Genomic DNA, 16,233 nt, shown 5'->3' on the forward strand with positions numbered 1-16,233 from the left:
TCAGGGCTTCAGCAGGACCAGATCGTCTCTGTGTACGACTTCACGCTCGTACGCGGGGCCGAGTTCCTTCGCCAGGTCCCGGGTCGAGCGGCCGAGCAGCTGGGGCAGCTCCTTGGCGTCGAAGTTGACCAGACCGCGGGCGATCGCCCGCCCCTGGGTGTCGCGCAGCTCGACGGGGTCGCCGGCGCTGAACTCGCCCTCCACGGCGGCGATTCCGGCCGGCAGCAGCGAGGAGTGCCGCTCCAGGACGGCCCGCACCGCCCCGTCGTCGAGCGTCAGGGCGCCCTGCGGGGTCGAGGCGTGCTGCAGCCAGAGCAGCCGGTCGGCGGAGCGGCGTCCGGTGCGCAGGAAGTACGTCCCCGTGGAGCGGCCCGCGAGGGCGTCCGCGGCCTGCGAGGCCGAGGTCAGTACGACCGGGATGCCGGCGGCGGCCGCGATCCGTGCGGCCTCCACCTTGGTGACCATGCCGCCGGTACCGACGCCCGCCTTGCCCGCGGAGCCGATGGTGACGTGCGCGATGGACTCGGGGCCCGCGACCTCGTCGATACGGGTGGTGCCGGGCTTGGAGGGGTCGCCGTCGTAGAGCCCGTCCACGTCCGAGAGCAGGACCAGCAGGTCGGCGCGGACGAGATGGGCGACGAGGGCGGCGAGGCGGTCGTTGTCGCCGAAGCGGATCTCGTCGGTGGCCACCGTGTCGTTCTCGTTGACGATCGGCAGGGCGCCCATGGCCAGGAGCTGGTCCAGGGTCCGGTAGGCGTTGCGGTAGTGGGCGCGGCGGCTGGTGTCGTCGCTGGTGAGGAGGACCTGGCCGACCCTGATCCCGTACCGCGCGAAGGAGGCGGTGTAGCGGGCGACGAGCAGCCCCTGGCCGACGCTGGCTGCGGCCTGCTGGCGGGCGAGGTCCTTGGGACGGCGGGTCAGTCCGAGCGGCGCGAGCCCTGCGGCGATCGCACCGCTGGAGACCAGGACGATCTCTTTCTCGCCGCCGCTGCGCACCTTGGCGAGTACGTCGACGAGTGCGTCGACGCGGTCGGCGTCGAGCCCGCCCGAAGCGGTGGTGAGGGAGGAGGAGCCGACCTTGACGACAATCCTGCGGGCGTCAGCGACACCCTGCCTTGCGCCTGCCACCGCGTTGCCCCGTCCCTGCTGTCCGACCCTGGAGTCCCGGCCAGCAGCGTACGTGAGGCTGCGGGCCGGGTGCTCCGGGTTATCAGCGGGTGGGACGGTGCTTCAGCTGCGCACGGAAGGAGACGCAGTCCTCGTACTTCGGCAGCAGTCCCTGCGCCTCGGCTTCGGCGAGCGTCGGCGCCTGCTCGTCCTTCGGGGAGAGCAGCGGTGCGATGTCCGCCGGCCAATCGATGCCCAGATCGGCGTCGAGCGGATTGATGCCGTGCTCGCGGGCGGGGGCGTACCCCTCGGAGCAGAGGTAGACGACGGTCGCGTCGTCGGTCAGCGCGAAGAAGGCGTGGCCGAGGCCCTCGGAGAGGTAGACCGCGTGGTGGGTCTCGTCGTCGAGACGGACGATCTCCCACTGCTTGTACGTCGGGGAGCCGGTCCGGATGTCGACGATCACGTCGAGGATCGCACCGCGCACGCACTTGACGTACTTGGCCTGGCTGGGCGGGACATCCGCGAAGTGGATGCCGCGCAGGGAACCACGCTTGGAGACCGAGCAGTTGGCCTGGACGAGGTCGAGGTCCTGGCCGGTGGCCTCACGGAAGTCCGCGCCGCGGAACCACTCGTGGAAGCTGCCCCGGTCGTCGGGGAAGACCTTCGGCTCGTGGACCCAGGCGCCTTCGATGGAGAGAGGTCGCATGATGTGTCGCAATTCCTTTGTGCGTCTTTGTCCGTGGAGGGGTGCTGTGGAGGCTACTTCACCAGAGTGCGCTTGATCCGCCCGGCCACCCGGCGCAGCAGCGACCGCTTCCTGGGCGCGGGCTTGGAGCCCTTCCCGGCAGCGTTCACCGCCGCCGTCGTGGTGACGGTCGCCGTGCCGTCCGCGGTGACGGCCAGGGCGACCGGCAGCACCGTCCAGCGCGGGGCGCCGCGCTTGGCCGACGGCAGTCCGAGCTCGATGCGCACCCGGCGGCCGGCGAGGGCTGCGGACGGCAGGGCGGCCGACAGGACGGCGCTCTCCGCGCCCTCGGCCAGCGTCGCGTCCGCCTCGACGGGCGTGCCGCCCCCGGGCGAGGTGAAGCGCACCTGCACCGCTTCGGTCCCCGACACGGCGATGCGCAGCGGCAGTTCGATACGGCCGTCCTCGATGGTCACGTCCTTCGGGGTGATCGCCTGGACGTCCTTGGTGAACTTGCTGGTGGCCTGGTCGACGTCGAGCGACAGATTGCCCGGGCCGTCGGTCCAGTACGGAAGGACCAGACGGCGCGGCTCGCCGGTGAGCGCTCCCCTGCGACTGTCGGTCACGCTGTCGGGGTGCAGGGAGCCGAGCCGGGCGGTCTTGGTCCAGGCGGCGATGTTCACCCGCAGGAAGACGTCCCAGATGCTGCTGGAGAGCGGTGCCCCGTTGGCCCCGGTCTCCGGATCGATGGTCGCCCGCACCCGGAGGAAGAAGCGGAAGGACCCGTCCTCGTTCTCCTCCCGCACCCGGGTGAGCTCGACCGGCTGATAGAACTCCGCGGCGGAATCCCGCTCCCGTACGACCAGGTCGACGCTGTTGCGGTCCAGCGCGAACGCGACGTCGGCCCCGAGCGCGGTGAACGTCTCCAGGCGGTCCCCGTCGTCCTCGCGGCGGAAGGCGAGCGGCTTGTCCTCGTACGTGTACTCGGCGGTGAAGCCGGCCTTGAGCTTCCCGCCCTCCCAGTCCAGGCTCTCCAGCCGCCCGACGGGCCGCATCTGCGCCTCGCACTCGGCGAGTTCGATCAGCTCGGGAAGCTTGTCGGCGACGATCAGCTGGACCACGGCCTGCTGGATCGGGGACATGCCGCCCACCACCCCGGGGCCGAAGCGCTCGTCGACGACGGCGCGGATCTCGGTGAAGAGCTCGGCGCGGTAGTCCTCCGGGAGGTTCAGCAGCCGCTGCCCGCGCAGCCGTTCGACCATCTCGTTGCGCAGCCAGCGGCGGTGGAGCATGTCGCGTACGGAACCGGGCTCGGTGTGCCGGTCGACGACGTCCAGGGCCTCGCGGAGGTTTTTGAAGTAACCCACCGGGTCGAAGCGCTGGAAGCCCGCGTTCGAGGCGTCCTCGCGCTTGATGTGGTAGTAGCAGAGGTAATCGCTGAGCACGGCGACATTGGAGGCCAGCAGATAGGCCTCGGCGACGAAGACATGGTCCTCGAGCCGCCTGCGGCCCTCCTTGAAGCGGAGATCGTGCCGGTCCAGGAATTCCTTGCGGAACATTTTGTGCGGGGTCAGGCTGCCGATGAGTCCGGAATTCCTGACGGACATACGCGGCTGATTCGTACGGAAAAGCGCGAGCGGGACGGGACGCCCCTTCCCTGCCATTTTGCCCAGGATGACATCGGCCTCGTTCTCGACGCCGTACGCGTACATCCGCTCCAGCGCCTCGTCGCCGAGCCAGTCGTCGTTGTCGACGAACATCACGAACTCGCCCTTGGCGGCGGCGATCCCGACATTCCGCGGCTTTCCGGACCAGCCGGAGGGCTCCTGGTGGATGACCTGCATGTGCGGGTGTTCGGCGGCGAGCGCGTCAAGGCGGGCCGGCGTCCCGTCGGTCGAGCCGTCGTTCACGAAGATCGCTTCGTACTCGTCGTCCGGCAGGCTCTGGCGGAGCAGCGAGGCGATGCAGTCCTCGATGTACTCGCCCGGGTTGTACACCGGGATGACCACGCTCACCTTGACGGCCATGCAGAAACCTCATCTGGAATCAGGGTCTTCGGCGCCGGATCGAAGCAAGTGCGCCCGACCCCAAGGATATCCGCTGAAAACATGAACTCCGCCGGGCCCGAGAGGGCACCGGCGGAGCAATGGGTCACACTGTGTATTTACTGTGCGACGGACCGCTTTCGCGTCCCGTCAGGAAATCGCCTCGATCTTCCGGCGCACGTCGGTGAATGCCGAACGCGAGCGCCGCAGATTACGGGCACGGATCAGACCCGGCCAGAAATCGGCACGGAGCAGCGAGTCCGGAGAAACAGCGGTCTTGCGCGACAGAATTTCCGCGGGAACGTCCTGCGGATCGGAGACGACGTACTCCTCCAGAATGGAGTCGTACTTCGACTTCAGTACGGTGCTCTCCGGGTCGGCACCGAAAATGAGCACCTGACCGGTCGGCGCGGTGTCCACCTCGACGACCACCAGGTCGGGCCGGAAGCGCCGGAGCACGGTCGCCACCTTGTAGACGTCGCCCGTCCACGCATCGGTGTGCCGGTCCCGGGCGGCCTCGTCGATATTGCGCGGCAGCATGTCGTCGAGGACGATCACGCTCGACCAGTGCGAGTGGCGCTCGACGTTCATGAAGTCGCGCAGCGCGTACTCGAAGATGTGCATGCCGTCGATGAACGACAGTTCCAGCTTCGGGTCGCCGCCGAGCAGATGCAGCGGATCCCTGCGGGCCAGCGCACGGAACGGATTGCGGCCGGTCCGCAGATGCAGCAGCGGGTCCTTGCGGGCAAAGAAGTCGTCGCTGGTCGCCTTGACCAGGTGGACGTCGCAGCTGAGCGAGGTCACCACCTTGAAGGCAGGGTCGACCGCAACCGTCGGAACCCGGGAAAGGGCCAGGCTACGACCGTCGTTGACCCCGATCTCCAGATAGTTCCGGGGCTTGTACACATGGTGAAGTTTGCGCAGAAAGTCATGGCGGTGCAGTGGAAACAGCCCCTTCGCCAAAAGTCAACTGGCTTGATTCCGGATGAACTTACTGCGTACTGGGGCCGCCCGTAAACACCTGCAGGTCAGTGACGTGGGAGAAGATCGGGAAAGGCTTCGCAAAGTGCCTCTGACCAGTCCCTGATCGGCTCGATTCCTGCCGCAGCCCAGCGATCATGGCCCAGCACGCTGTATGCGGGACGCGGAGCAGGCCGCACAAAAGCCGAACTGGTGGTCGGCCGTACGCGCTCGGGGTCGGCACCCAGCGCCTCGAAAATGGCCCGGGTGAAGCCGAACCAGGTCGTCTCGCCGCTGCTGGTGCCGTGGTAGACACCGGCCGGCGCGGTCCCCGCGAGCGCGCCCTGACCGAGGCGGACGAGGCGGTCGGCGAGGTCGGCGGTCCAGGTGGGCTGGCCGCGCTGGTCGTCCACGACGTCCAGGGTGTCCTTGATGCCTTCGAGCTTGATCATCGTACGGACGAAGTTGGGGCCGCCCGCGCCGTACAGCCAGGCGGTGCGGACCACGTATCCGGTCTCGGGGAGCAGTTCCAGGACCGCCTCCTCCCCCGCCAGCTTGGTCCGTCCGTACGCGCTGCGCGGTCCGGTGGGAGCGTCCTCGGCGTACGGCTTCTCCCCGTCGCCCGCGAAGACGTAGTCCGTGGAGACCTGCAGCAGCACGACGCCCTGCTCCGCGCAGGCCTCGGCGAGGCGACGCGGCCCGTCCCCGTTGATCGCGAGCGCCTCGGCCTCGCGGGATTCGGCGTCGTCGACGGCCGTCCAGGCGGCGCAGTTGACCACGGCGGCGGGGCGGTGCTCGGCGAGAGCGGCACGCACGGCGGCCGCGTCCGTGATGTCCAGCGCCGCACGGTCGAGCCCCACGGCCTGCACCCCGTCCCCGGCCAGCCTGGCCAGGACGTCCTGCCCGAGCATTCCGCCCGCTCCGGTGATCAACCACGTGCCGCTCATACCGCTCCCGCTTTCCTCATGTTCCTGCGTACGGCACCGAGCCTAGGGGGTGTCCGGCGGATCATGCCGCGGTCGCGCCGGTCTGGCACGCACACCTGCCGCGTTGTCGTCAATCACCATCGCTCCGCGATGCCTCAATCCTCCGCCTTGCAGCTGCACGCACCAGACCACCGCTCACCAGCAGTGAAAGCATCAACGCCGAGCAAGAGCGACCTGATCCGCCGGACACCCCCTAGTCAGCCCAGCACATACCCGAACCACGCGGCCGTGGCAGGCGCGCCCAGTGCCTTCGGGCCGAAGAGCAGCGCGGCGTCGGTGGTGAGGCCTTCGGGGCGGCCGCGCAGCAGCCAGACGGCGCCGTTCTTGGCGTCCTCGTACGTCGCCGATGCGGCCAGGTCGGCGTATCCGTTGCCGTTGATGTCGACGAGGTGGACGGCGGAGCCGAAGGCATCGCCCTTTTCGGCAGCACCGGGGACCCCGGCGGTGTCCTGGCTGAAGGACTGGGAGCCCGTCCCGGTGAGCCCGCCCTTACTCCCCTTCAGCACGGTCACCGCGCCCGTGCCTTCGATGGTGCCGATCGCCTCGCCGGGCGCGCCCACCGCCACGTCGTCGATGCCGTCGCCGGTCACGTCGCCGACGGCCACGGATTCGCCGAAGCCGTCCTCGCCCTCGGAGGCTCCGGGAACTCCCGCGGTGTTCTGGTTGATCGTCGAAGTGCGGCTGCTGAGGCCGGACGCCGCACCGTAGGCGACCACGACATTGTTGTTGGTGTCGCCTGCGACGAAGTCGTCATAGCCGTCGCCGTTCACATCGCCCAGCGCGGCGGTCCCGTTCGCCCCCGGGGGCCTCTCGTCGCTGGCATGGGCCGAGAGCCCGGAGGCGCTGCCGTAGACCAGATAGGTGTTGTCGCTGCCCTCACCGCTGTACGCACCGATCGCCAGGTCCGCGTACCCGTCATGATTGACGTCCCCGCTCACGGCCGTGGTGATCTCGGTGGCCGAGGCCGCGTCGGTCGCGGTGGTGCTCGCGGGCTTCCCCGCCCGGGAAATGGGCCCGTTCCAGACCACCGCGCGCGTGCCGGAGGGATCGTCCATCCCTATGTGGATGGTGTCGAAGAGCGCGAGGTCGGTTCTGCCGTCCCCGTTGAAGTCGCCTGTCTGCGAGAGCGAGCCGTAGTGCGGTACGGCGGTGCCGCCCGAGAGCCCGTTCGCCGAGCCCCAGACGATGACCGAGTCCTCGCCGCCGCCTCTGTTGCTGATGACCAGGTCCGCGTAGCCGTCGCCGTCCAGGTCGCCGTGGGAGAGGGCGTAGCCGAAGCCGACTCCTGTCTCCGGGTCGCCCGGGATTCCGGCGGTGGCGCGGCTGATGATCGTGCGGCTCGCGGTGGACAGACCGTGCGGACCGCCGTAGGTGACGGCCGCGTACCCCGCGTCTGCCAGACCGCTCACCGTGCCTCTGGTGCCGCTGATCGCGAGGTCCGCGTAACCGTCACCGTTGAAGTCGTCCTGTACGGAGGCCTTCTGGACCGGGGCCTCCGTGACCGCGGATGCCGCTCCGGTGCCGCCCGCGACGAGGAGTCCGGCAGCACCGGCTGCGAGCAGGGACAGACGCGTTCGGTTCCGTTGCATGGAACAGCCTTCCGAAGACATGTATGGGCCACCCAAAAGGACACGCCGGGGCGGAAGTTGGTTGCACGGAAAAGGAGTGCAGTCTTCCGCCCCGGCGTGCGGGGGTCCCTCACAGGTCGCGTCAGCTGAGCGCGGCGCGCTCCTTCAGCGGCTCCCACCAGGCGCGGTTGTCGCGGTACCACTGCACCGTCTCGGCCAGGCCCTGCTCGAAGCTCTTGCGCGGTACGTAACCGAGCTCCTCGCGGATCTTGGTGCAGTCCACCGAGTAGCGGCGGTCGTGGCCCTTGCGGTCCTCGACGTACTCCACGCTCTCGTCCCAGCTCGCGCCGCACGCGTCGAGCAGCAGCCCGGTGAGCTCCTTGTTGGAGAGCTCGGTGCCGCCGCCGATGTTGTAGACCTCGCCCGCGCGGCCCTTGGTGCGGACCAGCTCGATGCCCTGGACGTGGTCGTCGATGTGCAGCCAGTCGCGGACGTTGGCGCCGTCGCCGTACAGCGGGACCTTCTTGCCGTCCAGCAGGTTCGTCACGAAGAGGGGGATGACCTTCTCCGGGAAGTGGTGGTGCCCGTAGTTGTTGGAGCAGCGGGTCACCCGCACGTCGAGACCGTGCGTGCGGTGGTACGACAGCGCGATCAGGTCGCTGGACGCCTTCGCCGATGAATACGGCGAGTTGGGCTCCAGCGGGTGGGTCTCGGGCCAGGAGCCTTCGTCGATCGAGCCGTAGACCTCGTCCGTGGAGATGTGCACGAAGGTCTTGATGCCGGCCCGGTGGGCGGCGTCGATCAGGGTGTGGGTGCCCACGACGTTCGTACGGACGAACTCGGCGCCCCCGTCGATGGAGCGGTCGACGTGCGACTCGGCTGCGAAGTGCACCACCTGGTCGTGGTCGGCCATCAGCTTGCCGACGAGCTCGGGGTCGCAGATGTCGCCCTCGACGAAGGCGAAGCCGGGGTGCTCGCGCACCTCGTCGAGGTTGGCCGGGTTACCGGCGTACGTGAGCGCGTCGAGCACCGTGATCGCCACGTCGCCCGGGCCCTGGGGGCCGAGCACCGTACGGACGTAGTGCGAGCCGATGAAGCCGGCGCCGCCGGTCACCAGGATCTTTGTCGTCATGAAGAAATCTGCACCTTGCTGTGGTCGCCGAGCACGAGTCGGTGGGCTGCGGGGTTACGGGGAGCGGGGGTCACCTCGACGTCGCGGCCGATGAGCGAGGCCTCGACGCGGCGTACGCCCGTGATGGAGGCGCCCCTCAGGACGATGGAGTACTCGATCTCGCTGTCCTCGATCCGGCAGCCGTCGGAGACGGAGGTGAAGGGACCGACGTACGCGTCGCTGATCACCGTGTCCGCGCCGATGATCGCGGGTCCGACGATGCGCGAGCCGGTGACCCGGGCGCCCGCCTCGATGCGGACGCGGCCGATGATCTCGCTGGCCTCGTCGACGATGCCTTCGACGGCCGGCTCCACGGTCTCCAGGACGGACCGGTTGACCTCCAGCATGTCGGTGACATTGCCGGTGTCCTTCCAGTACCCGGAGATGGTGGTGGAGCGGACGTCGCGCTTCTCGTCGATCAGCCACTGGATGGCGTGCGTGATCTCCAGCTCGCCGCGGCCGGACGGCTCGATGGACCGCACGGCCTCATGGATGGCCGGGGTGAAGAGATAGACGCCGACCAGCGCCAGGTCGCTCTTGGGGACCTTCGGCTTCTCCTCCAGGGCCACCACACGGCCGCCGGCGTCGAGCTCGGCGACACCGAAGGAGGTGGGGTTGGGGACCCTGGTGAGCAGGATCTGCGCGGCGGGGCGGTCCGCCCGGAATTCCTCGACCAGTCCGGTGATGCCGCCGACGATGAAGTTGTCACCGAGGTACATCACGAAGTCGTCGTCGCCCAGGAAGTCCTTGGCGATGAGCACGGCATGGGCCAGGCCCAGCGGCGCGTCCTGCGGGATGTAGGTGACCTTCACGCCGAAGCGGGATCCGTCACCGACCGCCGCGCGGATCTCGTCCGCGGTGTCGCCCACGACGATCCCGATCTCGGTGATGCCCGCGTCGGCGATGGCCTCGATGCCGTAGAAGAGCACCGGCTTGTTGGCCACCGGCACGAGCTGCTTGGCCGAGGTGTGCGTGATGGGGCGCAGGCGGGTGCCCGCACCGCCGGAGAGTATGAGTGCCTTCACGATTCCTGTTCCATCCGCAGTCGTGGCCGGGAGTTCATCATTCGTCCCTCGAATTCTATCCGCGCCATATGAGAAGCGGCTGTGGCCGCCTGCGCGAATGAGCACAGACGGCCACGGTCGATCACACAGCGTTATATTTCGTTCAGCCTGCGACGGCTGTGTCGACCCCGGTGGCGTCGACCCCGGTGGTGTCGGAGTCGTTGAGACCCGGGGCCGCGAGGGGTTCCGCGGCCCGCTGCTCCAGACGCTGGTTGCGCCCCTCCGCCTTGACGGCCAGGTCGCGTACCGCAGCGTTGAACTGCTCCATCGACGTCGGCTCGTCCGGGCCGAGCAGGTACTGCTTCAGCTCGCGCCGCTCGCCGGCCAGCGGGTCGGTGGCCGAGCCGTTGATCGCGTCGAGCAGCGCGTCGATCTCCACTGCCGAGTTGGAGAGGATGACGGCGGCGCGCACGGCGGTGTTCTGCCGCTTGAACTCGTCGACGCCCAGCTCGGCGGAGTCGGTGACCGCGTACGGCTTGCCGCTCGCGATGAAGTCCGAGACGACGCTGGAGATGTCGGAGACCATGCCGTCGGACTCGTTGAAGCAGTCGTAGAGATGGGGCTCGGCGCCGGTGACGACCTTGTGCTCCCACCACCCGAACGAGTCCCAGTACGCCGCGTTCCACTGCCTCTTGAGGGTGGCGATCTCCTCTTCGCGGGCCGGGTCGGCGAGCGCGACGCGCGATTCCTCGGCCTCGTCGCCCGCGTTCTCCACCGCACCGGCCAGCTCGGCCAGCCTGGCCCGGATGCGGACCAGTTCGGCCTGGGCCGCGACACGGTCGCCCTGTCCCGCGGCGGCCTCCTTGGCCCAGCGGGCGTCGGTGGCCCGCTCGGCCGCGGCCTTCTCCACCATCGCGGTGATACGGGCGTGGGCGCCGGCGGCCTTGGCGCTGCGGGTGCCGGTGAAGGGGTGCGGCTTGTAGAGCACCCGTACGGGCCGGTCGGCGGCGAGCAGCCGCTTGACGATGTTCTCGCCGGCCAGCAGCAGGGAGGTGTTGCCCGGGTTGTCGTCCCAGCCCTCCCAGGTGGGGGCGTACAGCACGGTCGGGACGGTGCGCCTGGGGGCGCCGGTCCAGGTCGCGATGGGCGCCAGCTGCGGGCGGCCCACCTCGACGATGTCCTCGTCGCGCACGCCGACATCGGCCAGGGCGTAACGGTCGCGGCCGGCCCGGCCCGCGGTCCACACCTCGTCGTACACCTTGCTGAACGGGTTGACGCTGGCGAGCTTGTCGCTGTCGCCGTGCCCGATGAAGACGTGCTTCATGCTGGGCACCCGGAGCAGGTGGATGTTCTTGCCGACGTTGGCGGCGTACAGCGCCACGCGCACCGTGGAGAGGTTCATGTTCATCAGGTGCACCCCGCCCGGCACACAGATGACCGGCACCGCGGTCGAGCCGAGCTGCGGGACGATGTTGCGCTCGCGCAGGATGATCAGCGGCCGGCCCTCGACGCGGCTCATCGTCTCCAGCCACATGTTGGCCTGGTAGGCGGATTCCTTCGAGCCCGAGAAGTACAGCACCACGGTGGGCCGGTACTCGGTCAGCCACTTGTCGATGACCTTCAGCACCGCGGGGGCACCGGGCACCCGGCGGCCCTTGCGGATGTACGGCAGCAGTACGGCGATGTAGAGCGCGCCGAGGCCCAGGGTGAGGCCGATGCCGACGTATCCGTAGGTGTGGTTGCCGGCCTGGGCCGCGATCAGGAGTCCGGCGACCGCGAAGATGTCGAGGTGGAGCACCTTCTCGGCTGCGCGGTCGAGCAGGCTGTTCGGCGGTGCGGGCGGGATACGGATCCCGGCGAGGTCCACGTTGCGGGTGACCACCGGCATGGTCCGGCGCAGCCGGATGAGGGTGGTCAGGGTGCCGTGGGCCGCCTGGATGCCGTAGAAGACCAGGAAGCAGGCGACCGCCGCGTAGTAGACGTTCGTCTCGGCGAGGTCCAGGCGCGCGAGCAGCAGGATGAGCAGCAGCTCACGCAGCAGAAAGCGGATCGACAGCCCGGCCCGCACCTTGGCCAGACGGTTGATGAGATAACTGCCGCGCTGGTGCAGATACCAGTCGGCGGCATACGTCACGACGGTGGCCGCGGCGAAGAACCAGATATTCGGAATCAGCGCGGCGATCATCACGCACGGGTAGCCCAGCCCCATGAGGACTGCGGCAACGAGCTCTGCGCCACTGCCCACACGGGCCAGTCGAATGGCTGTCGAAATCACTTAGAAACCTGCTCCAGGGGGGTCACACTTTGTGGGTTATGTGAAGGTGGAGCTTCACGAATTCGGGCCTCTGCGATCGGCGCGGGAAGCGATCACAAAGGCCCGATGAATTCACTAATTCAGCGATTATTACACATCTTCCTGTCGGTCCAGGACCGAGGCCAGGGCTGCTTCGAAGTCGGAGGTCTCGCTCGCCTCGCGCGTCGGGTCCTGCTGCCGTACGTCGATGACGTGGCCCGTGAGCTCGGAGAGCAGCACGTCGAGGGAGGTGCGGGCCACCGCCTCGGAGGACAGCAGGGAGCCCTCGGGCTCCTGGCCGAACGCCTTGGTGCGCATCGGCGTGGCGGTGCGCTCGGGATTGACGCAGTTCACCCGGATCGAGTCCGCGGCCCACTCGTCGGACAGCGCCTGGGTGAGGTTGACCATGGCGGCCTTGGTGGAGGAGTACAGGCTGTACTCGGCGCGGCCGCGGGTGTAGCTGGAGGAGGTGTAGAGCAGCAGCTGGCCCTGGGTCTCGGCCAGGTACTTGTACGAGGCGCGGGCGATCTGCACCGGCGCCAGGTAGTTGACGCGCAGCGCCTCTTCGATGGTGGCGTTGTCGGTCTCGGCCAGCTTGCCGATACGCAGGACGCCCGCGGTGTTGACGACGAAGTCGACGCGGCCGGTCTCGGCGTACGCCTTGGAGAGCGCGTCGTCGACATGCTCCGGGTTGTCGACATGGGTGCCGGTGGTGGAGCGGCCCAGGGCGTAGACGCTGGCGCCGTAGCTCTTGGCGAGGTCCGCGATGTCCGCGCCGATGCCGTACGAACCGCCGAAGACGACCAGCGTCTTGCCTGCGAGCAGTTCGCGGTAGGCGGCCTCGTCGGCCTGGCGGGGGGCGGCGGTGGAGGCCAGCTGGAAGAGCTTGTCGGCGATGAAGACGTCGACGGGCTGGGTGACCTTCATGTTGTACTCGTCGCCCGCGACGACGTAGATCGGCACGTCGGGCAGGTACTTCAGGACCACGGTGCAGTCGTCGGTCGCCTGGAAGTTCGGGTCTCCGTCGGCGATCTCGTACGCCCTGCGGATCGTGGAGAGCTTGAAGGCCTGCGGGGTCTGGCCGCGGCGCAGCCGGGAGCGGTCGGGGACCTCGGTGATGAACTCGCCGTCCTCACCGTGCGTACGGGTCACGATGATCGTGTCCGCGGACGGGATGGCGACGTCGACGGCCTGGTAGCGCTCCAGCGCGTCCACACAGTCCTTGATCACGCGCTGCGACAGCAGCGGACGGACCGCGTCATGGAAGAGGACGTTGCGGTCCTCGCCCTCCGCGAGCCCCTCGCCGAGGGCCGAGATGGCACGCTCGGTGGTCTCGTTGCGGGTCGAGCCGCCCTCGATGATCCGGGTGACCTTGGTCAGCCCCGCCTTGGCGACGATCTTCTCGACGTCCGGCACATAGCCCGGCGCCATCAGCACGATCACGTCGTCGATGTCTTCGGCATTCTGGAAGATCGAGAGCGTGTGCTCGATGACAGCCTTGCCGGCGATCTTCAGCAGCTGCTTGGGGATGGACAGACCCACGCGCTGACCGGTACCACCGGCCAGCACGACTGCTGTAGTGCGGGGCTTGGTTGCTTTGTGCTGCACAGACACAGACGACCTACCTTGCGATGACGAGGGAACAAGTGCGATCGTCGCACTCTCCGTGACCGTCTCGCAAGGCGGACGCCAACCGCCCACAACCCTTGCGATACCGGGCGTTCACCCCCTGGTCAGGGCAGCACCCCGATCACCGTCACCACAGGGCGTGACTGACGCCACATCCATGGATGCCCGGCTCATCGCAATGAACCGGACATCCAGGACAAGCCCCTGCTGGAAGGGCTTGAACTCGTCGTATTCCTTCTGCGACTCGTCCCGCTCCGCCTCGCGGACCACTCCTCCACGCCCCCCTCGCAGCGCTCGGCCCCGGAGGGGCCTCACACGCTTCGAGCGGCTGCGCCGGACTCCGTCCGCCGGGCTCGGCCTAGAAGGGCTTGAACTCGTCGTATTCCTTCTGCGACTCGTCCCGCTCCGCCTCGCGGTCCTTGCGACGCGTGGTCGCGGGGCGCGGCGCCTCCAGGCGGTGGTCCTCGCCGCGGCGGCCCAGCATCTCGGCGCCGGCCGTCATCGACGGCTCCCAGTCGAAGACGACGGAATTCTCGTCCGAGCCGATCGCGACCCCGTCACCGGACTTCGCGCCGGCCTTGAGGAGCTCGGTCTCGACGCCGAGGCGGTTGAGGCGGTCGGCCAGGTAGCCCACGGCCTCGTCGTTGTTGAAGTCGGTCTGGCGCACCCAGCGCTCCGGCTTCTCGCCGCGCACCCGGTAGATGCCCTCTTCGTCCAGCGCGACGGTGAAGCCCGAGTCGTCCACGGCCTTGGGCCGGATGACGATACGAGTCGCCTCCTCGGCCGGCTTGGCCGCACGCGCCTCGGCGATGATGCCGGCGAGCGCGAACGACAGCTCCTTGAGGCCGGTCCGTGCGACGGCCGACACCTCGAAGACCTGGTACCCGCGCTCCTCCAGCTCCGGCCGGATCATCTCCGCCAGGTCCTGCCCGTCCGGGATGTCGATCTTGTTGAGAACGACGATGCGCGGCCGGTCGTCGAGCCCGCCGTACTGCTTCAGCTCGGCCTCGATGACATCGAGGTCGGAGACCGGGTCGCGCTCGGACTCGAGCGTCGCCGTGTCCAGTACGTGTACGAGCACCGAGCAGCGCTCGACGTGCCGCAGGAACTCCAGGCCGAGGCCCTTGCCCTGGCTGGCACCGGGGATGAGCCCCGGCACATCGGCGATGGTGTAGACGGTCGAGCCCGCGGTGACGACACCGAGGTTCGGGACCAGGGTCGTGAACGGGTAGTCCGCGATCTTCGGCTTGGCGGCGCTCAGCACCGAGATCAGCGAGGACTTGCCCGCGCTCGGGTATCCGACCAGCGCCACGTCGGCGACGGTCTTGAGCTCCAGGACGATGTCCCGGGACTCGCCGGGCTCACCGAGCAGCGCGAACCCGGGCGCCTTGCGCCGCGCGGAGGCCAGCGCGTGGTTGCCCAGGCCCCCTCGCCCGCCCTGACCGGCGACGAAGGTCGTGCCCTGACCGACGAGGTCGGCCAGTACATTGCCGTCCTTGTCGAGGATGACCGTCCCGTCCGGCACGGGCAGGACCAGGTCCTGCCCGTCCTTGCCGGAGCGGTTGTCGCCGGCGCCCGGCTGGCCGTTGGTGGCCTTGCGGTGCGGCGAGTGGTGATAGTCGAGCAGAGTCGTCACGGCCTGATCGACGACGAGGATCACGTCGCCGCCGCGCCCGCCGTTGCCGCCGTCGGGTCCACCGAGCGGCTTGAACTTCTCACGGTGTACGGAGGCGCAGCCGTGGCCTCCGCTACCCGCGGCGGCATACAGCTCGACGCGGTCCACGAAGGTGGTCATGGGTGTGCCTCCAGGAACAGGGAAAAACAGGGGTTCAAACGTCTATAACACGACAAAGGCGGACCGGTATTCCCGCTGCGCAGTGCACAACGGGAAACCTGGTCCGCCTTCGACTATCGCTCTACAGCAGTGACGCGGCCCGAAATCAGGCTGCGGCGACGACCGGAACGATGTTGACGACCTTGCGGCCACGGTGCGTGCCGAACTCGACCGCACCGGCGTTCAGCGCGAACAGGGTGTCGTCGCCACCGCGACCGACGCCCGTGCCCGGGTGGAAGTGGGTGCCGCGCTGGCGGACCAGGATCTCACCGGCAAGCACGACCTGACCGCCGAAGCGCTTCACGCCGAGCCGCTGAGCATTGGAATCGCGCCCGTTCCGAGTGGAAGATGCGCCCTTCTTGTGTGCCATGTCTCAGTCCCTTCCCTTACTTCGCAGCCGCGGGGATGCCGGTGACCTTGATCGCCGTGTACTGCTGGCGGTGGCCCTGGCGACGGCGGTAGCCGGTCTTGTTCTTGTAGCGAAGAATGTCGATCTTCTGGCCCTTGTGGTGGTCCACGACCTCGGCCGTGACCTTGATACCGGCCAGGACCCACGGGTCGCTGGTCACAGCGTCGCCGTCGACAACGAGCAGCGTAGAGAGCTCTACGGTGTCGCCAACCTGGGCGGTGGGAATCTTGTCAACCTCAACGATGTCGTCGACAGCAACCTTGTGCTGACGACCACCGCTGCGCACGATGGCGTACACGGATCTCTCTTTCGCTCGGAACCGGTACCTCTGAAGCCAGCCGCCCGCGCAGGCCAGAAGCCCACGACGATCCGGATTGGATGGACGGCCTCCCCCGCGAGAATCGCCGGGAGGTGAGTTGCTCAAAGGTGCGACGCTTAGGGAAACACGCCGACGGTCCAGGTTACGGGGCCCGGTCCGGGGGGTCAAACCAGGCTGTGCGCCCCGGTTTGACCTGAGGCGGTCGCCATACTGGACTGGC

The 16,233-nt window shown here is 68.5% G+C and carries 13 protein-coding genes; all 13 read right to left on the reverse strand.

Translation table 11 applies throughout. The features are described from left to right. Window positions 1–1,128: a glutamate 5-kinase gene (gene proB / locus AB0H78_RS08290; RefSeq protein ID WP_363233478.1), complete on the reverse strand. Its 1,128-nt coding sequence runs from the start codon at window positions 1,126–1,128 to the stop codon at window positions 1–3. A gap of 82 nt (window positions 1,129–1,210) precedes the next feature. Then, window positions 1,211–1,816, reverse strand: a complete 606-nt coding sequence (rfbC, locus tag AB0H78_RS08295; protein WP_363233479.1) for a dTDP-4-dehydrorhamnose 3,5-epimerase — start codon at window positions 1,814–1,816, stop codon at window positions 1,211–1,213. A 53-nt stretch (window positions 1,817–1,869) separates the two neighbouring features. Further along, window positions 1,870–3,822 carry a glycosyltransferase gene (locus tag AB0H78_RS08300; RefSeq protein WP_363233480.1) on the reverse strand — a complete coding sequence of 651 codons (1,953 nt, stop codon included), beginning with the start codon at window positions 3,820–3,822 and terminating at the stop codon, window positions 1,870–1,872. 168 nt (window positions 3,823–3,990) lie between these two features. Next, a complete protein-coding gene (locus tag AB0H78_RS08305; protein WP_363234071.1) occupies window positions 3,991–4,782 on the reverse strand; it encodes a class I SAM-dependent methyltransferase in 792 nt (263 codons plus the stop codon). Between the two features lie 86 nt (window positions 4,783–4,868). Next, on the reverse strand, window positions 4,869–5,747 hold the full coding sequence (gene rfbD, locus AB0H78_RS08310) for a dTDP-4-dehydrorhamnose reductase (protein ID WP_363233481.1): 879 nt from the start codon (window positions 5,745–5,747) through the stop codon (window positions 4,869–4,871). A 236-nt stretch (window positions 5,748–5,983) separates the two neighbouring features. Then, window positions 5,984–7,375 (reverse strand): FG-GAP repeat protein, encoded by a 1,392-nt coding sequence (locus AB0H78_RS08315; RefSeq protein ID WP_363233482.1) that lies wholly within the window; start codon window positions 7,373–7,375, stop codon window positions 5,984–5,986. Window positions 7,376–7,496: 121 nt separating this feature from the next. Further along, the gene (gene rfbB / locus AB0H78_RS08320) at window positions 7,497–8,486 is read right to left on the reverse strand and encodes a dTDP-glucose 4,6-dehydratase (RefSeq protein WP_363233483.1); all 990 of its coding nucleotides are present in this window, start codon (window positions 8,484–8,486) and stop codon (window positions 7,497–7,499) included. Beyond that, the gene (locus AB0H78_RS08325; protein ID WP_363233484.1) at window positions 8,483–9,550 is read right to left on the reverse strand and encodes a glucose-1-phosphate thymidylyltransferase; all 1,068 of its coding nucleotides are present in this window, start codon (window positions 9,548–9,550) and stop codon (window positions 8,483–8,485) included. The genes rfbB and AB0H78_RS08325 overlap by 4 nt, the downstream gene beginning before the upstream one ends. 142 nt (window positions 9,551–9,692) lie before the next feature. After that, window positions 9,693–11,804: a hypothetical protein gene (locus tag AB0H78_RS08330; RefSeq protein WP_363233485.1), complete on the reverse strand. Its 2,112-nt coding sequence runs from the start codon at window positions 11,802–11,804 to the stop codon at window positions 9,693–9,695. Window positions 11,805–11,933: 129 nt separating this feature from the next. Then, entirely contained in the window at window positions 11,934–13,436 is a 1,503-nt protein-coding gene (locus AB0H78_RS08335; protein WP_363233486.1) for a bifunctional cytidylyltransferase/SDR family oxidoreductase, read from the reverse strand. A gap of 373 nt (window positions 13,437–13,809) precedes the next feature. Next, on the reverse strand, window positions 13,810–15,246 hold the full coding sequence (gene obgE, locus AB0H78_RS08340; protein WP_363233487.1) for a GTPase ObgE: 1,437 nt from the start codon (window positions 15,244–15,246) through the stop codon (window positions 13,810–13,812). 145 nt (window positions 15,247–15,391) lie between these two features. Beyond that, window positions 15,392–15,655, reverse strand: coding sequence for a 50S ribosomal protein L27 (rpmA, locus tag AB0H78_RS08345; protein ID WP_329117224.1), 264 nt, complete (start codon window positions 15,653–15,655; stop codon window positions 15,392–15,394). Window positions 15,656–15,671: 16 nt separating this feature from the next. Beyond that, window positions 15,672–15,992 carry a 50S ribosomal protein L21 gene (gene rplU / locus AB0H78_RS08350; protein ID WP_363233488.1) on the reverse strand — a complete coding sequence of 107 codons (321 nt, stop codon included), beginning with the start codon at window positions 15,990–15,992 and terminating at the stop codon, window positions 15,672–15,674. Between the last annotated feature and the right edge of the window lie 241 nt (window positions 15,993–16,233).

This window comes from Streptomyces sp. NPDC050738, from assembly GCF_040654175.1.
GTDB lineage: Bacteria > Actinomycetota > Actinomycetes > Streptomycetales > Streptomycetaceae > Streptomyces.